This window comes from Brevibacillus sp. JB24b (assembly GCF_051713385.1).
Classification (GTDB): Bacteria; Bacillota; Bacilli; order Brevibacillales; family Brevibacillaceae; genus Brevibacillus_B; species Brevibacillus_B laterosporus.
Genome location: NZ_JBNVQV010000001.1, coordinates 1,958,305 through 1,981,527, shown reverse-complemented (window position 1 = coordinate 1,981,527; position 23,223 = coordinate 1,958,305). Strand labels below are relative to the sequence as shown.

The 23,223-nt window shown below is 37.3% G+C and carries 24 protein-coding genes and 2 other annotated features; of the genes, 2 read left to right on the top strand and 22 right to left on the bottom strand.

Going from position 1 to position 23,223, the window contains the following annotated elements; all coding sequences use genetic code 11:
• Nucleotides 1-6: 6 nt before the first annotated feature.
• Entirely contained in the window at nucleotides 7-510 is a 504-nt protein-coding gene (locus tag ACQV1I_RS09680; protein ID WP_236645742.1) for a GNAT family N-acetyltransferase, read from the bottom strand.
• 385 nt (nucleotides 511-895) lie between these two features.
• On the bottom strand, nucleotides 896-2,236 hold the full coding sequence (gene brnQ / locus ACQV1I_RS09675; protein ID WP_116333763.1) for a branched-chain amino acid transport system II carrier protein: 1,341 nt from the start codon (nucleotides 2,234-2,236) through the stop codon (nucleotides 896-898).
• 319 nt (nucleotides 2,237-2,555) lie between these two features.
• Nucleotides 2,556-2,811: a binding site (T-box leader), on the bottom strand.
• A 56-nt stretch (nucleotides 2,812-2,867) separates the two neighbouring features.
• Nucleotides 2,868-3,125: a binding site (T-box leader), on the bottom strand.
• Between the two features lie 871 nt (nucleotides 3,126-3,996).
• On the opposite strand from brnQ, the gene ACQV1I_RS09670 reads away from it, so the two are divergent.
• Together ACQV1I_RS09670 and ACQV1I_RS09665 are read left to right on the top strand one after the other, a co-directional pair.
• Complete coding sequence (locus tag ACQV1I_RS09670; RefSeq protein ID WP_116333762.1) at nucleotides 3,997-5,451, top strand: alkaline phosphatase family protein; 1,455 nt, start codon at nucleotides 3,997-3,999, stop codon at nucleotides 5,449-5,451.
• 460 nt (nucleotides 5,452-5,911) lie between these two features.
• The gene (locus ACQV1I_RS09665) at nucleotides 5,912-6,304 is read left to right on the top strand and encodes a RidA family protein (RefSeq protein WP_018670198.1); all 393 of its coding nucleotides are present in this window, start codon (nucleotides 5,912-5,914) and stop codon (nucleotides 6,302-6,304) included.
• 397 nt (nucleotides 6,305-6,701) lie between these two features.
• Here the strand turns inward: ACQV1I_RS09665 and ACQV1I_RS09660 are convergent, their stop codons facing one another.
• The 20 genes from ACQV1I_RS09660 to ACQV1I_RS09565 form a co-directional block, all read right to left on the bottom strand.
• Nucleotides 6,702-7,046, bottom strand: a complete 345-nt coding sequence (locus ACQV1I_RS09660; protein WP_236645759.1) for a hypothetical protein — start codon at nucleotides 7,044-7,046, stop codon at nucleotides 6,702-6,704.
• A gap of 1,116 nt (nucleotides 7,047-8,162) precedes the next feature.
• Complete coding sequence (locus ACQV1I_RS09655; RefSeq protein ID WP_116333760.1) at nucleotides 8,163-8,600, bottom strand: hypothetical protein; 438 nt, start codon at nucleotides 8,598-8,600, stop codon at nucleotides 8,163-8,165.
• A gap of 1,119 nt (nucleotides 8,601-9,719) precedes the next feature.
• Entirely contained in the window at nucleotides 9,720-10,481 is a 762-nt protein-coding gene (locus tag ACQV1I_RS09650) for a hypothetical protein (RefSeq protein ID WP_147304251.1), read from the bottom strand.
• A complete protein-coding gene (locus tag ACQV1I_RS09645; RefSeq protein ID WP_161555067.1) occupies nucleotides 10,436-10,603 on the bottom strand; it encodes a hypothetical protein in 168 nt (55 codons plus the stop codon). The genes ACQV1I_RS09650 and ACQV1I_RS09645 overlap by 46 nt, the downstream gene beginning before the upstream one ends.
• A 58-nt stretch (nucleotides 10,604-10,661) precedes the next feature.
• Nucleotides 10,662-10,886, bottom strand: coding sequence for an aspartyl-phosphate phosphatase Spo0E family protein (locus ACQV1I_RS09640; RefSeq protein ID WP_116333758.1), 225 nt, complete (start codon nucleotides 10,884-10,886; stop codon nucleotides 10,662-10,664).
• Nucleotides 10,887-11,171: 285 nt separating this feature from the next.
• Nucleotides 11,172-11,309 (bottom strand): hypothetical protein, encoded by a 138-nt coding sequence (locus tag ACQV1I_RS09635; protein WP_161555066.1) that lies wholly within the window; start codon nucleotides 11,307-11,309, stop codon nucleotides 11,172-11,174.
• A 13-nt stretch (nucleotides 11,310-11,322) separates the two neighbouring features.
• Complete coding sequence (locus tag ACQV1I_RS09630; RefSeq protein WP_116333757.1) at nucleotides 11,323-12,606, bottom strand: helix-turn-helix domain-containing protein; 1,284 nt, start codon at nucleotides 12,604-12,606, stop codon at nucleotides 11,323-11,325.
• A gap of 390 nt (nucleotides 12,607-12,996) precedes the next feature.
• A complete protein-coding gene (locus ACQV1I_RS09625; RefSeq protein ID WP_116333756.1) occupies nucleotides 12,997-13,431 on the bottom strand; it encodes a peptidylprolyl isomerase in 435 nt (144 codons plus the stop codon).
• Nucleotides 13,432-13,623: 192 nt separating this feature from the next.
• A complete protein-coding gene (gene lysA / locus ACQV1I_RS09620; protein ID WP_116333755.1) occupies nucleotides 13,624-14,940 on the bottom strand; it encodes a diaminopimelate decarboxylase in 1,317 nt (438 codons plus the stop codon).
• A 221-nt stretch (nucleotides 14,941-15,161) separates the two neighbouring features.
• A complete protein-coding gene (locus ACQV1I_RS09615; RefSeq protein ID WP_094698999.1) occupies nucleotides 15,162-16,631 on the bottom strand; it encodes a spore germination protein in 1,470 nt (489 codons plus the stop codon).
• Nucleotides 16,618-17,199 (bottom strand): stage V sporulation protein AE, encoded by a 582-nt coding sequence (locus tag ACQV1I_RS09610; RefSeq protein WP_018672547.1) that lies wholly within the window; start codon nucleotides 17,197-17,199, stop codon nucleotides 16,618-16,620. The genes ACQV1I_RS09615 and ACQV1I_RS09610 overlap by 14 nt, the downstream gene beginning before the upstream one ends.
• Before the next feature lie 26 nt (nucleotides 17,200-17,225).
• A complete protein-coding gene (gene spoVAE / locus ACQV1I_RS09605) occupies nucleotides 17,226-17,576 on the bottom strand; it encodes a stage V sporulation protein AE (RefSeq protein WP_094699001.1) in 351 nt (116 codons plus the stop codon).
• Nucleotides 17,577-17,578: 2 nt separating this feature from the next.
• The gene (gene spoVAD / locus ACQV1I_RS09600; RefSeq protein ID WP_018672545.1) at nucleotides 17,579-18,607 is read right to left on the bottom strand and encodes a stage V sporulation protein AD; all 1,029 of its coding nucleotides are present in this window, start codon (nucleotides 18,605-18,607) and stop codon (nucleotides 17,579-17,581) included.
• Nucleotides 18,608-18,622: 15 nt separating this feature from the next.
• Nucleotides 18,623-19,111 carry a stage V sporulation protein AC gene (spoVAC, locus tag ACQV1I_RS09595; protein WP_018672544.1) on the bottom strand — a complete coding sequence of 163 codons (489 nt, stop codon included), beginning with the start codon at nucleotides 19,109-19,111 and terminating at the stop codon, nucleotides 18,623-18,625.
• Between the two features lie 139 nt (nucleotides 19,112-19,250).
• Nucleotides 19,251-19,667, bottom strand: a complete 417-nt coding sequence (locus ACQV1I_RS09590) for a stage V sporulation protein AB (RefSeq protein ID WP_018672543.1) — start codon at nucleotides 19,665-19,667, stop codon at nucleotides 19,251-19,253.
• Nucleotides 19,664-20,278 (bottom strand): stage V sporulation protein AA, encoded by a 615-nt coding sequence (locus ACQV1I_RS09585; RefSeq protein WP_116333753.1) that lies wholly within the window; start codon nucleotides 20,276-20,278, stop codon nucleotides 19,664-19,666. Before ACQV1I_RS09585 ends, ACQV1I_RS09590 begins: the two co-directional genes overlap by 4 nt.
• A gap of 79 nt (nucleotides 20,279-20,357) precedes the next feature.
• A complete protein-coding gene (gene sigF / locus ACQV1I_RS09580) occupies nucleotides 20,358-21,113 on the bottom strand; it encodes an RNA polymerase sporulation sigma factor SigF (protein ID WP_003337799.1) in 756 nt (251 codons plus the stop codon).
• Between the two features lie 10 nt (nucleotides 21,114-21,123).
• Nucleotides 21,124-21,564: an anti-sigma F factor gene (gene spoIIAB, locus ACQV1I_RS09575; RefSeq protein WP_116333752.1), complete on the bottom strand. Its 441-nt coding sequence runs from the start codon at nucleotides 21,562-21,564 to the stop codon at nucleotides 21,124-21,126.
• A gap of 2 nt (nucleotides 21,565-21,566) precedes the next feature.
• Nucleotides 21,567-21,917, bottom strand: coding sequence for an anti-sigma F factor antagonist (spoIIAA, locus tag ACQV1I_RS09570; protein ID WP_026315241.1), 351 nt, complete (start codon nucleotides 21,915-21,917; stop codon nucleotides 21,567-21,569).
• A gap of 136 nt (nucleotides 21,918-22,053) precedes the next feature.
• On the bottom strand, nucleotides 22,054-23,223 hold the full coding sequence (locus ACQV1I_RS09565; RefSeq protein ID WP_094699006.1) for a D-alanyl-D-alanine carboxypeptidase family protein: 1,170 nt from the start codon (nucleotides 23,221-23,223) through the stop codon (nucleotides 22,054-22,056).

The window sequence follows — 23,223 nt, the reverse complement described above, 5'->3', positions numbered from 1 at the left end:
AGTAAATTAAATTGTGAATTTTTGTATTAAGCACAGTTCATCTTGAAAGATTTCTTCCTTTTCCTCAAAGACAATGCCTTCTTCTGCATACAGTTGGTGCCAAAATAAAATCGCAGGCTGGTTCTTAATCATCTGCACGACCATATAGTTTCCTGGATTGTCTGTAAAACATTGTTTTAACGCCTTTTTAGCGAATCCGTTTCTACGATAATAATTGAGAATAAATAACTCATTCACATAAAAATCTGTGCCCATTGGAGCAAATGGTGGCTTGTTGAGTAGCAGAAAGCCGACGATAGCTTCCCCTGATTTAATGAGATAAGGATTAAGGGCATCCCTTTCCCAGTAAAGCTCCAGATTGTTATACGCAAATCTGCCTTGCTGGTCGATGGTAAGATCATTGGTGTAACTTGATAAATCGTGCAAATATAGGGGCATTAGATTGAAAATAATATTTTTATCTCTCGATATAACTGGACATAATGAAATATATGAATTTTTATTTATCAAAATCTCCCAACACCTTTCTAAAGGATCTTACTTACAAATTTAATGAATTATTTCAAATCAGAAGGATGAACCTACCCCGAGTAATCATAATTTTTCACTTCAAAATATAAACCAAATTTCAAAAATTCAAAACAAAAAAAGTAAGATCGTATGTATAAAACACTTTTTTCCGTACTAGTAATTTGTTGTTTTACTATAATTTAACTTCAAATTGGATAATCCTGCAACTATTATGTTAAATTATACTAAAAAACAATTCGGCAATTGTATATTGATTGAAAAATCACTCTTATTTCTCAACACAATTCTTATCCATCTTTTCTTGGTTAAAAACAAAAAAACAATCCCACCACCACTATGGGACTGGAATTGTTTTTTCGAAAGATCATTCTGTAAGTTGAGGAGCTAAGCTTGCATTCTTCTTTTTTAGAAAGGAAATTACATATCCAATCAACGCACCTACTATCCCTGGAATAATCCATCCAAGACCTTTTTCATGTAACGGCAAATAGCTCAGTAAATGATCAAACGCTATAGAATGAATTCCTACTTGACCTAATGCATCCGTAATACTAATAATTCCAACAAATAGCATACTGCATGCGTAAACAATGGAATCTCCTTTTAACAGGTCATTTGTAAAGGACAGAACAATTAAAGCAATTGCTAACGGATATATAGCAGACAATACTGGTACTGAAATCGATAGTATTCCACTTAGGCCCATGTTAGCAAAAAACATACTAGTTAAAGCAAGGATTGTCACCCACACCTTGTACGAAACTCTCGGTACAAGTGTTGTAAAGTATTGACTGCATGAAGTAATAAGTCCGACCGATGTAGTTAAGCATGCCAGAGAAAACACAAGACCTAGTAGTATTACTCCAGGTTTACCAAATAAATAAAGCACCACATTTGTTAACGTTTGAGCTCCATTCTCTGTCACTCCAAACATGTGAGAGCTAGCTGCTCCCAAATAACCAAGTAAAACATAAATAGAGACTAGAATTGCACCAGCAATCAATCCTGCATAGACAGTGGTAGCGATCAATGACTTCTTCTCTTGAATTCCCTTTTGCTTAAGAGTTACTGAAATGACAATTCCAAAATTAAGAGCCGCAATTGTATCCATGGTTAGATACCCATCCAAAAAACCATTGAAATAAGGGGTTTGTACATAACTCTCAATTGGACTAGTAAACGATCCCATAGGCTTAAATAAGCTATAAATGAAAATACCCGTAAGTAAAATCAATAATGAAGGCGTAAGTACCTTACCGAATCGATCCGATAGCTTAGCCGGGTTTAAACAAAGCCAAAAGGCGATCGAAAAATAAACAAGTGTATAGAGGAATAAGATCCAACTAGTTTGTTGCCATTTCATTGGTAAAAAAGGAGCCACTCCCATTTCAAAGGCTAAGCTTCCATTACGAGGAATACCTAAAAATGGACCAATTGATAAATAGATAAGAAGAGTAAAAATAAATGCAAAAATAGGATGTACTCTTTTTGCTAAATTGTGTAGACCATCAGATTTTGCTACTGCAACAACCCCCAAGATAGGTAGTCCAACAGAAGAGACGATAAAACCGCACATTGCTTGCCAAAAGTTAGTTCCCGCTGACTGTCCTAAGTAAGGTGGAAAGATTAAATTACCTGCTCCAAAAAATAAGGAAAAAACCATAAAACTTACCAACAATAAATCTTTTCTTGATAACCTCTGCATATTAATTCTCCTCACTAAAATTCATTTTCTGGATGAAGCGAATCGATTCTACTCTTAACTCGAATCTCAATTTCCATTGTGCCCCCTCCTTCTATGTAAATATAAGTTTTCATCCCTTAATACTAGGAATTAATAGTGTTCCTATCCAAAAACGGTTGATAATTTGATTTAGAATCCAAAAAATCCTCCTATTAAATGGTATATTTTGTAATCAACCATGCACTTGAAAGACTGTTCGGCTCAGCTCCTTTTATTTTTTAAAATAAAAAACACCTCAGCAACCAAGCAAGTGTTTCATTTAAAACACTTCACTTTTGGTTACTGAGGCGAAGATAAACGCGGTACCACTCAGCTTTCTGTCTTCTCACGAAAAACAGACTCTGCAAGTCAAAATTGACTATCATCAGATAACGGTGATTTTCCGTTGCCCCCTACTAGAACATTTTGTAGATGCCCTTTCAAGAACAATGCTCTAAGGTGATATTCAAACAAGGTGTAATGACCATCCTCTCAGCCATGGGACAGCTCTCTGCACATTAGATCCTTCTTTTACTTCTCCTCGTCAATGCTTTTTACCTATAAAATTAAAATGAAAAACTCTCGTCTCCACAATCAACGGTTACGTTTTGATTGCAGAGACGAGAGTTTCGCGGTACCACTCAGCTTTTCCGCCTTCCTCACGAAAAGCAGACACTTATCAAGTCTAAAAATAGACTTGGTTCCTTTTAACGGGGGACAATCCGTTGTTACCTACTTCGATATAATCATCGTTCGTTAACAAAGCTCCGAGGTGATATTCAAAGGGAATTAACGACCATCCTTTCAGCTCTATGGGATGGCTCTCTATCGTTCATTCTTGTCTTCTACTTGTCCTCATCACAACTTTTACATTTGTTTGATTTGTTAGTATTATAGTAATCTTTAAAGGTTACTGTCAATCGTTTTTTAAGAAAACGTAAAAGATAGATAATTCAGTATAATGAATTATTGCCACATAGCAATAAAGGTATATTAGTTGAATTTTTTGAAAAAATCTAATCTAGCTATAACCATGTTTTGTCTTCTCAGTCTCCCTTTTCTACCCCTCAGGAGGATCACGCAAAAGTAACTCGTGATAGTAATAACACTGTTACCATTGATGTTGATTCAGATATTTACAAATACTAGGTTGTTGTAATTTCATAACAAATGATAGGTAATCACTCTAACTGCTATATAACAAATATGCTAGATATAACAATCTTAGCCTTTTACACTCTCTTGCTCATAAAAACCGCTTCTAATACTGACAATATTAATTAGACAGATAACGCATCGAGGCTACCCGTTTCCCTTATCGTATGGAGACGGGTAGTTTTTTGAGTTATTTTTTAGATGTGTCTGTCATATCATGCAACTGAACAATTTAATTTTCGTTATTTTCTAAATGTGTACAGTTTGAGGAGATAGATTATTTTAATCTAATAAACATTTTATTAATTCAGTGTATGCTTCGACAAAAGGATAAAAGTTGTTTCTGCTAAATCAATAGCCAAGTACACTTTTCCCATTATAACTACCCCCTTCTTCTAAAAAATAGGGCAGTATTTTTTATAGTAATCCTTAATTTAAGCTAATCACTTTTCAGTTTTTACATGAGTGTAACATCAAGGAACAATTCGGTTGTTTTGTATTAAGCTTACCGGGAAAAGGGAAAGCTTTTACTAATAAGGAGGAATGGTGACTTTATTGCCACTCTTTTAAATACTGGAGGATAATAAATGTTGAGTAAAATTGATCATATTGTGGTACTGATGTTGGAAAATCGTTCTTTTGATTCCATGGCTGGAAGACTATATGATCCTCAAAATCCAGCTCCTTTTAATCAAGTACCTCGAAATCAACCCTTTGAGGGACTGGCTGGGAAAAACTTATCGAATCCGATTTCAGTTGGAGAAACAGAGGCGGATAACAAAAAGGTACCGGTGGGAAAAGCCGGCTCATTTACTACCCCTGAGATAGATCCAGGGGAAACTTTTGAACATGTTTTCTTCCAGCTTTATGGTAAACCATTTTCTTCTGAGACTGCTTCTTTACCACAATCGGCGACAATGGACGGTTTTGTTACGGATTATATTCATGTACTACGAGAACAAAACAAGCTAGCAGATGATAGACAATACCAACAGGTGATGGCAGGATACACTCCTACGATGTTGCCCGTGTTAAGCAGGCTTGCTAACGAATTTGCGATTTGTGACCAATGGTTTTGTTCTGTTCCTAGCCAAACATGGACAAATCGCTCGTTTCTACATGCTGCGTCCTCTAGTGGATGGGTAAATAATGCTCCTTATGAAAAATGGCTCTTGGGAAACCATGCTGAGACAATTTTTGATCGTATTCTTGCACAGAACAGGGAAGATCTCACATGGAGAGTGTATTACGATAAGCTTGATATGGTGTCCTTAACCTTATTAATTCATTTTCCAAGGCTTTCAGGTTATTGGAAAAGTCATTTTTCTTTCATGGAGCAGTTTAAAAAAGATGCGAAAGAAGGGAATCTTCCATCGTATTCTTTTATAGAACCTAGGTATTTTATAGATGCTAATGATCAGCATCCCCCTCATAACGTATTACTTGGGGAAAATCTTATATCGGAAGTTTACCAGGCAGTAAGAGAAGGTAAACGTTGGGATCGGACGCTCTTAATTGTTACGTATGATGAGCACGGGGGGTGTTATGATCATGTTGCTCCTCCAAAAGCTGTTCCTCCCACGATCAAACAAGAGATAGGAGAAAAAGGATTTACCTTTGACCGCTTGGGAGTACGCGTTTGTACATTACTTATTTCTCCCTATATTGAAAAGGGAACTGTTTTTCGAGCGAAGCAAGTACTAGACGGCGTGGAGCATGATGTACCACTTGACCATACCTCTATTATTAAGACGATTACAAACCGTTGGGGGTTGGGAAACTTAACAAAGAGAGATAAAGCTGCTTTTGATATTAGCCAAGTATTAACCAGAAAAGAGCCAAGAAATGATTGTCCTGTACTGGGGACAATTCATGCCGTTAAGACCTTTACTTCTAAGCTTCCCTTAAATGATTTACAACATGGGATGATCAAAGGCCTTTCCTCGTATTATAAGATGCCTGTGCCTAAATTGAGGAACGTGTCAGAAGCGCTGCCTTTCCTAGAGAAACTTGTCAGAAATATGGACGTAGCAAATAAATGATCATAAATGCTTCTCCTTTTGACAAGAACGAGGACTCTATATAGTAGGTTCTTAAAGGTAGTATTAAAAGAAAAACGGTTTTTGATCGGGTTTCACGTCATACAGGACATGTCTGGAAAACAGAAAAGAATGGGTTCATCAGAACAGACTAGTAAATCTGGAAGATATCTATACAGTACTACTGACGGCAACTGTACAGAATATAAAAAAGATCGCTCTTCACCTCGCTAAGAGTAGCTAAGGTAAGAACGATCTTTTTTTAATGAGATATAATTATACCCACATGATGTACAATAACTAGTAGATTTAGTTTTTGTGGTCTAGTCCGCATATAGGCTTACCCTAAAACTAAATATACACAAAGCTACGAATTCATCTGCAAGGAACCTTTGTGTCACTTAAGTTTATACGATTTATGTCAAAATTTATTTTGTATGATAAAACAAGGAGGAGAAGCACGTTGCAGAAAAAATTTTTGAATCCTGAAACTATGCCGGCGACTTTTGGTTACTCACATGTAGTAGATGTTAGTAATGCCCGAACAATTTATATATCCGGACAGGTAGCAATAAACACCGAGGGTAATATAGTAGGAGTAGGAGATTTAGCTTCACAAACAAAACAGGTATTTGAAAATATTAGAATTGCTTTAGAAGCTTCGGAAGTAAGCTTTCATGATGTAGTGAAATTAACTTTTTTCTTGACAGATATCTCGCAAATGCCAATTGTTAGAGATATTCGAGATCAGTACATTGATACAAAGAATCCTCCAGCTAGTTCAGCAGTAGAAGTTAGTAAACTTATAAAGGACGAACTATTAATTGAAATAGAGGCAATTGCTGTAGGAAACTGACTTTCAAGTAACTTACAGAGTCGTTGTTTATATTAAATTAATTAATGCATTATCAAGGTATATTTTTTATTGTCACCCCCTTTAAGTAAACAGTGTTAAATTTCATATTTAATATTGCGAACACTCTACTTAGCGGGAATTATGGAAATGGGATGACAATTGTAATGAAAAAGAAAGTCGGTTGGTAAAAAAGTCAGAGTTAATTAAACAGATAAAGACTAAGATTCATGAGTTTCTATTTTTAGTCTTTATCTGTTTACAAAAAACAGTTGATTCTTTTGTGTCGTAAGAGTAGGAGGATTTGTGTCGCTGAAAAATTCTTATGTAAACAATCATACCTATCTGAATATTTCATTCATTATAAGTTTACATAAGATTTATTTTCGGGCTCATAGAATTAGGCTTCTTTTCCTCTTACAGTTAAAGTACTGCTGCTACTTTTAACTGATCCATCTACGAACACATTGTAATATATTATATTTTCATATAGCTCTACCAAAGCTGTAAAGATAGCTTTTATCCATGGTTTCATTCCATCGTTATCTTCTACTTTGATAGCGTGTTGCTTGATGAATTCTAAGTCGTCACCTTTAATTTCTTCTCCTATTTCATATTTGTCCGCAATTTCAACAAGCCTTTTATCAATTTTGTACTGGTTATCTTCTGTTATATCTACGCTAGTAATTTCTTTAGCTGATGTATAATTAGGAGTAAATTCAATTACAGATGTAAATAGCGCCATAGACAACAAAGGAATACAAAATTTTCTAATTAGATATCAAATCTCCTTTTTTGTAATTTACTTTATTTATCACTTCAGTTTGGAATAATTAGGAAAAATCAGACGTTTGTTGGAGGTTTTTATATATGAGCGGAATTGGTCCAACTTATTTCCTATTAAGTCTAGTTGTTGTAATATTAGCGATCATTATAGCAGTACTAATAGTAAAAAGAAAGAAAAAGTAAGTATGTCAGGGAAGGAATCGAGGTATCTGATTCAATTAGAATTGCCCTATTCCGTCCTTTTCCATATGTTTTTTGGTTTCCAGAAAAACACTCCTGCATTCACTAATCGGTTGAAATCAGCGTTCTGATTATTGATGGTTTACATAAATTAAGAGATCATCTAGATGTACTTTTATATCATAATGGAAGTATTTCATATCGTAAAAAAGAAGAGAACTAAAATGACTCAATCTGATACGCAGTATTTAAAATATTGTAAAAGAAAGATATTTTGGTTAACAATCGGAAGGCTTAACCACTAAAAAGCACTACAGCTATGCGCTTTTCAAACCATGTGAAATGTAACAGACGGTTATTTAAATTGTACTCTTGTACATGCGCATATGTATGAAAATCATTTTTAGGGGTTACGAACACAACTAGCGAGAGAGGCGTATCCTGCTCCCAGCTTTGGGAATGATCCTGAGTCACTGTTTTTATAATTTACACCAAATGATGTTGACTATAAACATCATTCAAAGGTTGATATGGAAGTAGCAGTATAAACATTACGAATCAATAATCGCAAAAACAACCATTATATGGTATTTTTTGCGCAAGGAGTGCGCATCCTAATATATTAGTGTTGGGGGGAATATAATGAAGAAAAAACTTTTACTGTCTATGGTATCTGCCTTGTCAATCTTAGCTATTATTGTACAGCCTTTAATTAATTTTCTGAACTCCCTGATAGCACGATAGTTGGTGATACATATATTGTTTGTGAAGCAGTATACCTAATCGACAATACCTTTCACAGGCTCGATACTCCAAATTTCTATACCGTCCTCAGAAAGAGGTTCTAGTTGGAAACTTTTGTAGTTTAAAATAAATTTTTTCCAGTTGTAAGTAATTACGATATTATTTTACTTTTCAAGTAATTATAGAGTTCGTCGTATCTTATTAACAAAGCATATATTAACGCAAATGTTACAATTCCCATTGATGAAATAGAAATTCCTGAATACATAGTTTCTAAAAAAAATACTGAAAAATAGTAAAGTACGAAAGATACTACAGTTTCTAAAAATCTTAATTTTATGCCCCTTACAGCTAATTTTGTATTGATCATAGAAGAGATAAAACTGGACAAAAAAGCTGGTATTATCAGCAAATATACACTTACCGAAAAAGCAATGACAGAAAAAATGGACTCTATTCTAATGTCAAATATCAAAGACATTAAATAAAAAAATAGAGTATGGATTAATGTGCCAACTGCGACACCAGCTACGACCACTCCAAGAATGCAAAAGAAAACAGAAGCATTTAACCAAGGGTATCTCTTCATTTTCAACTCACCTTTCTTACTTTTATTTCACAACCGCTAGGGCTATAAACCAGAAAATGATATCAGTAATATCCTTTGCTACATCCTCTGGTACATTAAATCTCTTTAATGCTTTTATTAAAGCCTTTTAGTACCCGTTTCCAGCATTTCGCAAGCATCTGCAATTTCTCTTGAGTACTTCCGTATTAAATCCGCCTTAGATTTGCTCCATAAGCCTATGGTCTTCTCAAGCACCCATCCACCAGCGCTGACGATCTTCTGCTCTTCGATAATACCTTTAGGAGTTCCTAATGGTACAATTTTTTTGTTTTTTTAAGTCTAAATAAACATCTGCTTCCATTTATGTAAATAGTAAATACAAAACAGAAAGCTTAGCTGCGCAACTATCTATTTAAGAAAATCAGTAGATACTGAATTAAGTTGCTCAATGGATGTAGTAGGCAAACGAAATAACTCAATGTCGGCTTTCATGTCTATCGAGAAAAAGGAAAGAAATCGTGATCTCAAATGTTCAATGACTGTTCGGCAACGAGAGAGCCCCAGGCTTAGTGGTTCAATTGTTATCCCATCAAAGAAATTTTTCTCTAGCCAAATGTTTGTCCGACATGTAAGAGATTTCCCTTGTAGCATTCAGGTTAATTCTGGATTTTTAAATGCAGAAATCAAAGTTAGAGGATATCGGGATGTAAAAATTCCAGCTAGTATTACAGTAAGGGTAAGAAGAATTAGCGACATACATGCGAGGATTACTGTGAGGAATTTAAAATATGATGCAGATGCTGGCTATGTATTTATTTTGTAGAAATGCCTAGGCTCAGCAAACAACTCATGCCCCTGTAGATTAGATGGCTGGAGGTTGTTATTTTAAAAATAAGGAAAATATGTTATTATATTGTAAAGTATGAAGGGAGGAATTTAAGTGTATTTGCGACTGATGCAAAAGCTAACCATTTTCATTATAGTCTTTTTTGCAGTAATAATACTTGTCGGTTTGTTACTTCCAAAGGGAGCTATAATCACTCAAATTATTATGACAGTAATTTTATTTATGCTAATAGCATATTTATTTTATTATAAGAGAAAAAAGGCTAGATAATATAACCTAGCCTTTTTTTGATACTACAGTTCATTTATCCCACCGTAAGTACTTCCTTTAACTGTAGACCCTACATAAACCTCAAATGTTTCGGTATTTAGGGTGATCCCAAAGTACTTCCATCCTATAATACCCTCTGCTCTTAGTCTTGTGTATACTTCGCAATACTTCTCTTTTTCTTCAGAGAAGTTTCTTATTTTCCCCAAAGCTCTTTCATCAACAGTTAGTATCGTGCCACCAACATATTTTTTCCAATCTCCATCATTATATATTGCTTTTACGTTTTTCCCGTCATATTCAAATTGACCTTTTGCCCATACTTCTATAGATTTTAACCCCCAGCCATTATAAAATTCGTATCTAGACTCTTTTTTTTCTGTTGTTTTAGCTTTAGCGCTTGCTTTGACTTCTTTAGCGTTTAACGATTCTTCAATTGTGCTAAGAGATTGAACAATTACCTCACCTGCGTCTCCCACATATACGACTAATTCACCATCTTTCTTATTAAAATCAATAAATTGACCATAGCCAGCAGGGCTATTTTGCTTTTCCATAAAATTTCCTACAGAAAAACTTTTTTTATTCTTAGCATTATAAAGCTTTAGTGCTTCTGATTTTTCTGGGAAAATATCTTCAACGCTTATAGAAGGACTATTCATCTCTTGGGGTGCTGGAAATTTGTTGTAGTGTTCCTTAATAACTTTTTCAATTTCTTCTGAGTTTTCTATCTTCTTTGATTTCAATTTTTCCAAATCATGTATAAGTTCGGGAACGTGTTTATCCATGTAGTCTTTAACAACTGTAATTGTGTTTCCTTATTAAGTTCTTTTGCGTTTGCTTCAGGAACCATGGAAAAAGCACTCATAGCTAACAAAGTAGATAGAGCCAAACCTGCTAATTTTTTCATATAAATTCCTCCTGATATTTTTGTTTTTATACGTTGAAGAAGATTCTTGTAGTTTGTTCTAAAGGGCTTTCGTGCAACCTATTTTCATCTGACTTCCACTTCTGTGATTTTTTAAGCGAAGCTTTTGAATTTCAACGATGTACTCATCTAGCTGCTGACTCATCTGCAATACTGATGGATTTAAAAATAAACCTTCTTTGTAATACAACATCTTTAACTCTTTACGGAGGAGTTCAATAAGTTTTTGTAAATCATGTTCTAGTTGGGAATTTTCTGTTTTCATATACTGTAAGTGAGTGGTAAAATGGACTTGAGTAACATTTTTTGTTGCTCAAGGTGGGGGCGTTCCGATGGTCTGCAAACTAACGGGAACGCTCCTTTTAGTTGATACATCATATAGATTAATATCGGCACCTCCTTTCTTCCTCCTGCGTATTATTTTCCATCCTGTTCTAATTTTTCCTTAAAAAACCGTTTTATTGAAACGTTTTACAAAATACGACAAAATATCATTGAAAAAACATAAAAAAAGAACGCTATTTAAAAGCGTTCGAAAGTAACAAAAATATCAATATCCAGGATCAGCATTATTGGCACGCATACTGAACTCGTTCAGATTATTTGCTTCTTTTGTTTCAACCGAAACAAAACCAATATTTGTAATTAAACCTAAAGTTAATAACATTAGAACAATTTTTTTCTTCATTGGAATCCTCCTTTCACATACTCTTTTTTCCATTTATCTCATTATATGCTTCTTCTAACCGTTTTACATAGTGCAAATCAATTGGCTTTGAATTTTTCGAGAAATATTTGAAAATTTCCTGCAAACATTCAGCTATTTCGATGTGATCATTTATTTTCCCGTATGTTGTTATGCTGTTAATGTAGCTTTCCATGCCTTCTTCTAGAAGTTCCTTGCTTATTTGGAAATCGGCTTTTTGACGGTAGTACCTTGCAAGCGATGTTAATTTATAAGGTGTGTACGCATTGTCTGGAAGTAATTCCCTTTCACTGTTTATTATTTCATTTATTGACTCTACAATGTTGAAATGAATATATATCCCAAGCAGTTCATTTACTACGTGTACTTTATTATCCTTACTTAATTCATCCATATATTTTTTTAACATAGGAATCGCTATCTCATACTCTTTCTTCTTAGCTTTAGTGATAGCTCGTGTAATCATGGATGATTCCAGAACAAACTTATATTCAAATTTTTCAAAAATATCAAGCAAGTTTTCAACAGAGTCATAATTATGTAAGTCAGAATATGAATTAATCATAGCTAAATATGCTCTAGCCTTCAGCTCAGTATCATTTTTTTCTAGAGCTATTCCAGCTTGGCATAGTTCAATACATGTTTCGTATTTTTTTATAGCATAAGCTTGAAGTGCCATTCTAAAGTATAAAATTATCCGCTCCTCTTCAGTCAAAAAATCTGCATAATGAACAACCTCTTCACCAATTTTAAATGATTCCTCCATATTTTTAAAATCTTGTCTTTCAATCAAGTATTTCTGTAAGGAGGTTTTAGCAATGAAGTGTGGTATCCCATGCACTCTCGAATATGAAATAATAGTATTATAAAGTGCTAACTTCATTTCATTGTTCGTACTACTATTAGCAAGTCTATATATGTGTTCTAATAGTATATGTGTTTCTTCTTTGGAGTTCTCAAGGAATTTCATTGCCACTTTTATCACTAAAAAAGTATTTGAGACTTCAATGCATAACGATAGAAAATCGTCAAATACTTCGATCCGATGCTCTACTTCGATATACCATTCAATTATGTCCTCATAGGGAATTGCTAAAACATCCGCAATTGGCTTTAAAGTTCTTAACTCTGGACGTTTCGTATCTCCAGATTCAATCTTCGATAAAACCCCCTTACTAATCCCTGTCATTCTAGACACTTCTGACAAACTGATGCCTATTTCTACTCTTTTCCTCTTTATCAGTTCCCCCAATGTTGTGAAAGTTAGACTTACACTCATATTAATCCCCTTCCATAATTTATAAATAATTACATTGATTCCTTTATCAACCTTAACTTGATTCTAACTTTATTGTATATATATGTAAATAACAATAAAAATTATTGGATTAAATAATATTTTTTACAAATAGTAGTTTATATTTGGAATAAGAAAGGTGCTCTCCATTTATTCGGAACTCAATATCTTATAAATCAATTCCTACACGGTGAAAAGGATGATTATTCAATAGGGATGTTGTTGAATGGAAGGATTGCTATCGATGGTTTGTAAATATAATCCTGATGATAGGCTTTGTTGTTTGTAGAAGAAAGATAGTATATAACCCAAATAAATCCCCTAGCAAAGAGTAACACCTTCACTAGGGGATTCATTATGATTGTCTCGGAACTATTCTTCCCAGACCTTTACTTCAGTCATTTTTTCGCCTTGCTTAATTTTGTCTACATGCTCCATACCTTCGATAACTTGTCCAAATACAGTATGAACGCCATCTAGATGTGGGAATGCATCATAACCGATAAAGAATTGACTACCGCCTGTATCTTTACCTGCATGTGCCATGGACAATGCACCACGAACGTGTTTGTGTGGGTTTCCTTGTGTTTCACATTTGATTGTGTAACCAGGACCGCCAGTCCCTGTTCCATGTGGGCAACCGCCTTGTGCAACAAACCCTGGAATAACACGGTGGAAAGGCAGACCATTGTAGAAGCCTTCAGTTGCTAGTTTTTCGAAGTTTGCAACGGTACCAGGAGCTTCTTTATCGAAGAATTCAATAACAACCTTATTTCCGTTGTCTAGGGTGATTTGACCTTTTTTCATATGTATATACCTCCATTATTTCCATTCCCTTAAAAGGGATAAATAAATAGTCCACCTGCTCATTGAACAAAGTGGTTTTTATCCCTTTTATCTTATCTTGTTCAATTCCTAATAGCAAGTTATCGTTGTACAAAGCAAAAAAAGAGACTCCATCTCTGAAATCTCATTTCCTTGAGAAATATATCATCCTTTTTACAGTGAAACTTTGCTATACAGGCGATCATTTCGAATCAGATCCATTAATGATTCACGCTGAACCACCAATTCTGCTTCGCCTTCTTTAACAAAAACAACAGCAGGTCGCGCAATTCGATTATAGTTATTAGCCATTGCATACCCATAAGCACCTGTACTGGAAACGGCTAAAATATCCCCAGGTTGATGAGTGGACAACTGTACGTCCCAGATAAGCATATCGCCTGATTCACAGCATTTACCCGCTATCGAAACCAGTTCTGTAGCAGGCTCATGCAAACGATTAGCCACACAGGCCTCATATTTAGCTTGGTACAAAGCAGGTCGTAGATTGTCAGTCATTCCCCCATCAATTGCTACATATTTTCGAACATCAGGAATTTCTTTCGTCGCTCCAATTGTATACAAGGTTGTCCCAGCATCTCCAATAATACTCCGACCAGGTTCAATCCAAATTTCTGGGAAAGGCAGGTTATGCTTTATAAACTCAGTACGTACACCATTTGTAATCGCTTCGATATAGTCCTTTGCTACAAGCGGTGTATCCCCTTCCACATATCGAATACCAAAACCGCCTCCGACATTAAATACCTGACAAGTAAAATCTAGCTCCTTTTTTACATCAGCTAAAAATTCCGTCAAACGTTGAATAGCTAACAGAAAGCCATCTGTTTCGAAGATTTGGGAGCCTATATGACAGTGAATGCCAAGTAATTGCAACGCTTGACTTTCTTGTGCTACTTCAATAGCCTTCATCGCTTGATTGCTAATCATATCAAATCCAAATTTGGAGTCCTGCTGTCCAGTGGATATATATTCATGCGTGTGTGCTTCTACACCAGGTGTAAGACGTAGCAAAACATTAGCTGTCAATCCACGCTCTGTAGCTAGTGAATGTAACATATCTAATTCATAAAAGTTATCTGCCACAAAACAGCCAATATTGGCTTCAAGAGCCATAATTAATTCCTGCATGGTTTTATTATTACCATGAAAATGAATTCGTTCTGCCGGGAACCCCGCTGCTAATGCTGTGTATAATTCTCCAGCAGAAACCACATCCAGGGATAATCCTTCCTCTTCTATCAGCTTGCACATTGCCATCGTACAAAAAGCTTTGCTAGCATAGGCTACTTGAAAAGCAAAGCCACTTTGCTGAAAGGCCTCTACAAAAGCACGGCACTTTTCCCGAATTAATGTTTCATCATAGACGTACAATGGAGTCTGATATTTCTCTACTAGCTTGGTAGTATCACATCCCCCAATTTCAAGGTGTCCTTTTTCATTGATGCGACTTGTGCCATGCAAAAACATAACCTTTCCCCCTTATCCACTTTCCCTGCTCTGCATCATTCTCATGAATAAAGCTATTCTGGCTTTTCCATGTATTTCGACTACTTCTGGAAGGAGATAGCAACGCCACATTCTCATGGCTCGCTATACATCCTGTATTTTTATTCGTATATCTAATTTTTAAGCATTAATATACCACAGCAAGTAACCAAATCCAAGATATATATAACTACGTCTACCTTCTATTGTCTGTTGGAGTTTTGGGAACGAACAACGCTTGGCCGTTTCTCTTGATACGGTACAGCCTTACGTAATACAATTTCCTTAAATCCTTCATAGTTAAACGGAATTAATGGCCACAGATAAGGGGTATCAATCGATCTAGTCATCGCAAGCGCAAGTAAAACGAAGGCACAGCCAAACATATAGCCTTGCAATCCAAAAAGTCCAGTGCTTACTAATAATAGTAACCGGACCAATCGGTTGGCCATGCTGAGTTCATAGCTTGGAGTTGCATAGGTCCCAATTGCCGCTATGGCTAGGTACAAGATCACTTCAGGTGAAAACAAGCCTACCTTAATTGCAACTTCACCAATTAAAATAGCTGCAATAAGTCCCATTGCAATTGAAAGAGGTGCAGGGGTATGTACTGCCGCCATCCTCATTAAATCAAGCCCAAGCTCAGCTAGCAAAAATTGTATCATGATTGGAATAGAACCTGGATCTTTGACGCCGAGAAATTGTAATTGAGAAGGTATATACTCTGAATGCATTACTAATAACAGCCATAGAGGTGGTAACACCAATGAAGCAATGATACCCAGAAAACGTACCCAGCGTAGATATGCTCCAACAACTGGCGTCTGCCGATATTCCTCCGCATGCTGTACATGATGAAAGTAAGTGGCAGGAGTAATGATGACGCTAGGTGAAGTATCTACATAAATAAGGACATGACCCTCAAGAAGATGAATAGCCGCCACGTCTGGTCGTTCTGTATAACGTACCAATGGAAACGGATTAAACGATCTTCCAATAATAAACTCTTCAATGGTTTTTTCTGACATCGGAATCCCATCGATTTGGATATCTTGAATTCTTGATTTTAATTTTTCCACTAAATGTGGGTTGGCTACGTCAGCCAGATAAGCGATAACGACATCTGTTTTCGAACGTTCCCCGACCTGCATAATTTCAAAACGTAAACGTTCATCACGTATACGTCGACGAGTAAGTGAGGTATTGGAAACTAGATTTTCTGTAAAACCATCATGGGCTCCTCGTACAACACGTTCAGTATCTGGCTCTTCCGGCGTACGAGTCAAATAAATTTTGGCATCGACCATTAGAGCTGTATCTTCGCCATCGATCAGCAACCCGATTTGACCAACCAATACTTTATCCATGAATTCATTACATGTTTTTATCTTTGTTATTTGAAAGAAAGGAACATATTTCTGATAAAATATTTTCCAGTTTTCTTCGCCTGTTTCCCGTTCTTTAATATTATTTAGATCTTGTAAAATCAACGTCACAATCGTGCTATCTGCAAATCCGTTAATATAATACAGGCTGACTCTAATACGACCTACCTTTAAATCATGGACGCCAATATCAAAAGATGTGCCCACCCCTAGCTTGTCATCAAGAAACGCCCTATTCTCTTCAAGACTAGGGACAATAGGTTGTTTGTCTTGTTTATCCTCCGACACCAAATCCACTCCTTTCCATAATCCATTCTACTGCTCTCCTAGTAATCGGACAGCCTTTATTGATGTGGTCCCGCCCGTCCATTTTTCCGATGTCACCAATACCAATAATGTGGGCAATATCACATGCGTTTAGAATATCAACCGTATCACCGTAGATTCGATGCTGAAGTTCCTTGTGGACGACTCCATCCTTATCGACCGCGTCCTCCACCACTATTCCTTGCTTTGTAACTGAATATTTTACTTTGGTACCCGCTACCCATTTGGTGTTAGACGCAACTGCTACTGCCCCTAGAACTTCAATGTCTGGATGTTTTGCCACAAAACAAATCGCCCTTTCCCCTCGTCCAAAACCATAGTTTCCATTGTCATCAAACATAACTAGAACCGGATCATAAGGCGTTTGTTTAATAAGTGCTACCATTTGCTCCCCTGACAGCGGAGTTGGATTTCCTGCGGATAATGAAATACATCTTCCTCCAATTTGTCTAGCTACTTCTTCAATTACTTTCTGTGCGATGTGGTCGCCGTCTGTGATTATGATAACGCGGCGTCGAGCCTGATTCATCGAACCTCCTCCTCCGCCAAGAATTCCTATCCTTTTGGTTTGAACACTAGGGAAGCAAGGAAACTAAAAGCAATTGCAGCAGTAATACCAGCCGCTGGCACCTCAAACATTCCACTTGCTACACCAATTGCACCGGTTTGATTTAATTCCTGTAAGGCACCATGGTACAGTGAATGGCCGAAGCTAATGATTGGCACAGTAGCACCAGCACCAGCAAATTTAATAAAACCATCATAGATTCCAATAAAATCAAGCACCACACCTGTTACTACTAACGTAACCATGACATGGGCAGGTGTAATTTTAGCTACATCTAACATGATCTGCCCGACCACACAAATTAAACCGCCTATGATAAAGGCAATAAGGTATTCCACGATTATTTTCCTCCTTCAAATGCAACTGCATGAGCAATACACGGGATTGAATTTCCTTGTTGTGTACTAATGGGACTAAGCAAAGCTCCAGTTGCACACACAAGCACCTTTTTTAATTTGCCAGATTGAAGCTGATTCATAATATAGCTGTACGTTACGCTGGCACTTGAAGCACATCCACTTGCCCCTGCAAATACTTCCTGATCGGGTGAATAAATCATAAGACCACAGTCATTGTACACACCTTCAACGTTATAGCCTTCTTTTGCTAGCATATCTTTACAAATAGCATAGCCCACCGTCCCCAAATCTCCCGTGACAATGAGATCATAGTCTGAAGGACTTCGGCCCGTATCAATAAAATGAGTAGCGATCGTAGAAACAGCGGCAGGTGCCATCGCTGCTCCCATCGCAAAAGGGTCTGTAATCCCCATATCAATTACTTTACCAACTGTAGAATACGTTATCCGAGGTCCATTGCCTCCTCTGCCTACAATTGCTGCGCCTGCTCCTGTAACTGTACACTGTGAATGCGGAGGCTTTTGTCCACCATACTCAGTCGGGTAGCGAAATTGCCTTTCAGCTGTTGCGTTATGACTGCTGCATGCAGCTACGATATAATTAGAATACCCCGCATTTACAAGGGCAGAAGCGGTAGAGAGCGTCAGCATAGAGGAAGAACATGCTCCGTACATACCAAGTGTAGGAAATTGCATTTTTTCTGCGGTAAAGCTGACCGTGATATTTTGATTTAGTAAATCTCCTGCGATAATTTGATCGATTTGATTTTTTTTCAGATTAGCTTTCTTAATTGCAAGTGTAATGGCATCCTCCATTAGCTTTTTTTCAGCTTTTTCCCAGGAATCCTGACCAGCGTACATATCGTCATATGTTCTATCAAATAGATCTTTCAATGGACCTTCAGCTTCCTTTGGTCCTACAACCACCGCACTTCCCTGAATCCGTACATCCTCTGTAAATTTCCACGTTTGCTGACTTACTCTATTTTTACTTTTCGTTGCCGTACTCACTTTCTTCACCTCGTTTTAGTAGAACATATTTAATAGCACACGCAGCATCCCAAAAATAAAGGCTGCGGTTACTCCATAAACGATAACGGAACCCGCCAGTTTAAACATGTTACCAGCTACACCAAGCACATAGCCTTCACTGCGATGCTCGATTGCAGCAGATGACATAGAGTTGGCAAACCCTGTAATCGGAACTGCTGACCCAGCCCCGGCATATTGACCGATGTTGTCATAAATTCCAAATCCGGTTAATAATACAGAGATTAAAATAAGAGTAATAGAGGTGGGTCCAGCAGCCTTTTCTGCGTCTAGGTGTAAGAAAGCTACATAGAGATTCTGAATGATTTGCCCTAGCAAGCAAATCGCTCCACCTACCCAAAATGCACGAAAACAATTTAACAAGAGATTGCGTTTTGGTTCATATTTTTGGGCTTGCTCCTGATAGACTTGCTTATTCATTTGTAGTTTGAAGCCCTGTTTTTGTTTTTGCTTGGTTGTTGCCATCTAACTTGTCCCCTTTATATCTGTTATGAGTACCATTGTGACTAATACCTTCTGCTTATTTTTTCTATGTCAGCGTCATTCTATGAATGGCTCGATTTACCAATCCCACTTCTATTACCACTCTAACTTCCCATGCACCTTATAAGGAGAAAGTCCATTGCAACAAAGAACCAACTATTTTCCCTAGCACCATCGCCATTAAAAAATTTCTCATATAATCATGGAGCCCTAGCCTCTTGGTTAAAATAGGGAACACATTTAATACCTCCGTAAGACCAGCCGCTAGCATACCTACAAAAATTCCAGCTATGCCTCCTACCACAGCAGTGAACACTGCTGGCAACTGAACAGAAATCGCAAAGTAATCACACCACGTAAACCAAAGCGCTCCTAGGACAATTGCCCACTCGTAGCTACGAATGGAAGAATGAGAAGAAGAGAGTTGTGTCAGGCGTGGAATAATATCTAAGACGCTTAAAAAAGCGACCAGTCCGCTTCCTACTGCCAGACCCCAACCCAGTCCCATTACAATGACAAACAAATAAAGAAGCATCATGTCTTATCTCGTTGATTTTCCTCGTTCTCATTTTCTAAATAATATTGATCCAGGTTCTGTTGATATAAAAATAATTCAACGTCAAGTGGACTAGGCTCTTCATTGATCCGTTTTCGAAAAATATGATTAAAAAATAAAACCATTCCAAGACCAATTCCTAAAGAATAAGGGATTTGTAACAGTAAAGGGCGTTTTTCATATTGCCCTGTGATTAGTTGATATAAACGTTGCTGTACCTCTAACATGCTTACATCAGCATGAAAGTTCATAATGGCTAAGCCAGAGCCTATAAACAAAAGTAGCCAAACAAATGATACGATAAAGAAATTGGCCTGTTTTACGGGGTTCTCTACCTCAACGATAATTTGAGATGAACCTTGTACCTCTAGATGGACTTCTGGATACATCTGACGCAGTTTACGGATAACCTGCATAATGTCGATGATAATCAAATTCCCATCCTCTTTCTTTACTTGGTAGACCGGAATCCGACGTAATCTCTCCTCGCGTTCACCATCCCAATAAAGCTGACAGATATCACCGAGCAGAATGACATCTTTCTCCCTTATCACCAGTCGTTTGCGTAACCGTAAAAATAAAATCTGCTCCATATCACTGCCTCCTTCCTTGCTAATGCAAGCAGTACGGTGTTTTTATGTAGTATCTGCAAAAAGAAAGAGACCATTCGAGCTATTGCTCGATTTGGTCTCTTATCGTTTGAAGTATTCTCTTTTCCAATCGTGATACCTGTACTTGTGAGATTCCTAATCTCTCGGCTACCTCGGATTGAGTTTGGTCCTTATAGTAACGCAGAAGAACAATCAATTGCTCTCGTTCGGTTAACTTACTAATTGCGTCACGCAACGCAATCTGATCAAACCATTTGCTTAAACTTTCATCAGCTATTTGATCGATCAATGTGATAGGGTCACCATCATTTTCAAATACAGTCTCATGAATAGACGACGGAGCACGGCTAGCCTCCTGAGCGAACACAACATCCTCATTAGATAGCCCTAGCGTTTCTGCAACTTCGCTGATGGTAGGTGAGCGTCCAAATTTCTTATACAATTCGTCCCTCGTTCTTCGCACTTTGTTTGCAGTTTCCTTCAACGAACGGCTTACTTTGACCGTGCCATCATCCCGTAGGAAACGTTGAATTTCTCCGATGATCATGGGTACAGCATACGTTGAAAATTTGACATCGTAGTTTAAATCAAATTTATCGACTGCTTTTAATAATCCAATACAGCCAATTTGAAACAGATCATCTGCTTCATAGCCACGGTTCATAAAACGTTGGACAACAGACCATACTAAACGAATATTACTACTTACCAGTTGGTCACGTGCAGACGTATCTCCCGTTTGGCTTTTAGCAATGAGCTCTTTTACTTGTTCGTTAGTAAGAAACGGCTGACTAGCGTTTTTAATATCGGCTCCCATGGCATTACCCCTAGCTTTGTAAAGCTTTTGCATAAGCGAGACGTTTAACTAAGCGAATCCTTGTACCCTGATTAATGGCCGTAACCACTTCTAGTGAATCCATAAAATTTTCCATAATCGTAAAACCCATTCCTGAACGTTCCAACTCTGGCTTAGAAGTAAACAATGGTTGCATCGCCTCTTCCACATCAACAATTCCTTTTCCGTAATCCTCAATGACAAGCTCGACTACTCCATCCTCCAAAGTAGCTTCAATAAGGACCACTCCTAGTGGATTTTCATCATAAGCATGGATAATCGCATTCGTGACTGCTTCTGATACGACAGTTTTGATTTCCTCTAACTCTTCCATCGTGACATCGAGTTGTGAGATAAAAGAAGCCACAGAAACACGTGCAAATGCTTCGTTTTGACTGAGGGCAGAGAATTGTAGTTGCATATGATTTCTCATCGTTATGCCACCCCCAGTACGTCCAGAGCGTCTGACACATGTTCTTTATGCTTTAATACTTTAAACAAACCTGACATTTCGAAAATGCGATAGATCGTGGGATTAATGGAACAGACAAATACTTCTCCATTACGTGCTGTAATTTGTTTATATCTACCTAAAATCACGCCAATTCCTGAGCTATCCATGAAGGTCAAGTCCTCCAAGTCTAGGACCACATGACGAATCTGCTCATCCTTGATAGCAGTGTCTAAACGGTTTCTCAAGGTTTCCGCTGTGTGATGATCCAGCTCACCTTGTAGCCGGACCAACAAGACCTCTCGTAAGGTCTCCATCTCAATGTGTAAACTCATAACTTGGAACAACTCCTTCTCCCGTTGATGTCTCTCTTTTTCTCTATCCAACAAACCAATTCCTCCCAGCCGACAAAAGAACAAAAAAGTCGAGAAGCCTCTACAAAAGTGGACATTCTCGACATTTTTCGTAAATTCAGCGATAGGTAAACATTACCTTCTGGGTTGTTCTTTTGAGTATGTCCCACATATTGGCACGTTCAACTGTTTTCTCTGGATACAAATCAATCCGAGCTATTTCCTTGCCATCCTTTTTTATAAAAATATGGCCTACTACGTTCGATTTTTTAATCGGAGCTTTTACCTCGCTAGCCAGTGTAATTTCTTTGACAAAAGCGTTAGGATTTTCTCCCTTTTTCGTAAGAAGACTAACAGGCTGTTCGGTCACAACATTTACCTTCGTTTCTTCTCCCTTATCCAGAGAAAGCTGTTGAATAACATCCCCTTTTTTATATATGGGATGCACTTGATAATGATTAAAGGCATAATCAAACATACCTGTAATTTCACTATTTCTTACCTTAGTATCTGGTTCACCCAATACAACAGCAATTACACGCATGTTTTTGCGTTTAGCTGTTGCTGTAATACAAAACTTAGCTTCCGATGTATAGCCCGTCTTCAATCCATCTACTCCGTCATAAAAACGAACAAGTCGATTCGTGTTCACTAACCAGAATGGGCTGGTACTTTCTTTCCGTAGATAATCTTGATAGATGCCCGTATATTTAGTTATTATTTCATGTTTTAACAGCTCACGTGACATGATTGCAATGTCAGAAGCAGTTGAGTAATGATCTGGAGAAGGTAATCCATTGCAGTTAATAAAGTGTGTATTTTTTAGTCCTAGTTGCGCTGCACGTTCATTCATCTTATTGATAAACGCTTCTTCAGTTCCTCCGATATGCTCAGCCATAGCAACCGCAGCATCATTTCCAGAAGCGATAGCAATACCTTTGACCATATCTTCTACTGTCATCTCTTCCCCTGGTTGTAAGAAAATCTGAGATCCACCCATGGAAGCAGCTCGTTCGCTGGTACGAACTTTGTCGGTTAACTTTACTTCTCCTCGCTCCATTGCCTCAAATATCAATAACAAGGTCATTACCTTGGTGATACTTGCTGGCGGTAGCTTTTCATGCGGATTTTTTTCAAACAGAATGGTGCCGGAATCTGCCTCCATCAGGATCGCTGACTTTGCATGTGGGGCCATATCAGGTTTTGACTCTGCTGCAAAAGCTAACCCTGGAGTAAGCAAGGTTATGCAAGTAACCAAACAGAGAAAAACACGAAGTAATCTTTTCAT

Bases quoted from the DNA above. Each gene is read 5' to 3' on its own strand.
- brnQ (WP_116333763.1), bottom strand. From the start codon at position 2,236: ATGCAGAGGTTATCAAGAAAAGATTTATTGTTGGTAAGTTTTATGGTT.
- ACQV1I_RS09670 (WP_116333762.1), top strand. From the start codon at position 3,997: ATGTTGAGTAAAATTGATCATATTGTGGTACTGATGTTGGAAAATCGT.
- ACQV1I_RS09660 (WP_236645759.1), bottom strand. From the start codon at position 7,046: ATGGCGCTATTTACATCTGTAATTGAATTTACTCCTAATTATACATCA.
- ACQV1I_RS09655 (WP_116333760.1), bottom strand. From the start codon at position 8,600: ATGAAGAGATACCCTTGGTTAAATGCTTCTGTTTTCTTTTGCATTCTT.
- ACQV1I_RS09650 (WP_147304251.1), bottom strand. From the start codon at position 10,481: ATGGATAAACACGTTCCCGAACTTATACATGATTTGGAAAAATTGAAA.
- ACQV1I_RS09645 (WP_161555067.1), bottom strand. From the start codon at position 10,603: ATGAAAAAATTAGCAGGTTTGGCTCTATCTACTTTGTTAGCTATGAGT.
- ACQV1I_RS09640 (WP_116333758.1), bottom strand. From the start codon at position 10,886: ATGAAAACAGAAAATTCCCAACTAGAACATGATTTACAAAAACTTATT.
- ACQV1I_RS09635 (WP_161555066.1), bottom strand. From the start codon at position 11,309: ATGAAGAAAAAAATTGTTCTAATGTTATTAACTTTAGGTTTAATTACA.
- ACQV1I_RS09630 (WP_116333757.1), bottom strand. From the start codon at position 12,606: ATGAGTGTAAGTCTAACTTTCACAACATTGGGGGAACTGATAAAGAGG.
- ACQV1I_RS09625 (WP_116333756.1), bottom strand. From the start codon at position 13,431: ATGAAAAAAGGTCAAATCACCCTAGACAACGGAAATAAGGTTGTTATT.
- lysA (WP_116333755.1), bottom strand. From the start codon at position 14,940: ATGTTTTTGCATGGCACAAGTCGCATCAATGAAAAAGGACACCTTGAA.
- ACQV1I_RS09610 (WP_018672547.1), bottom strand. From the start codon at position 17,199: ATGAATCAGGCTCGACGCCGCGTTATCATAATCACAGACGGCGACCAC.
- spoVAC (WP_018672544.1), bottom strand. From the start codon at position 19,111: ATGGCAACAACCAAGCAAAAACAAAAACAGGGCTTCAAACTACAAATG.
- ACQV1I_RS09590 (WP_018672543.1), bottom strand. From the start codon at position 19,667: ATGATGCTTCTTTATTTGTTTGTCATTGTAATGGGACTGGGTTGGGGT.
- ACQV1I_RS09585 (WP_116333753.1), bottom strand. From the start codon at position 20,278: ATGGAGCAGATTTTATTTTTACGGTTACGCAAACGACTGGTGATAAGG.
- sigF (WP_003337799.1), bottom strand. From the start codon at position 21,113: ATGGGAGCCGATATTAAAAACGCTAGTCAGCCGTTTCTTACTAACGAA.
- spoIIAB (WP_116333752.1), bottom strand. From the start codon at position 21,564: ATGAGAAATCATATGCAACTACAATTCTCTGCCCTCAGTCAAAACGAA.
- spoIIAA (WP_026315241.1), bottom strand. From the start codon at position 21,917: ATGAGTTTACACATTGAGATGGAGACCTTACGAGAGGTCTTGTTGGTC.
- ACQV1I_RS09565 (WP_094699006.1), bottom strand. From the start codon at position 23,223: ATGAAAAGATTACTTCGTGTTTTTCTCTGTTTGGTTACTTGCATAACC.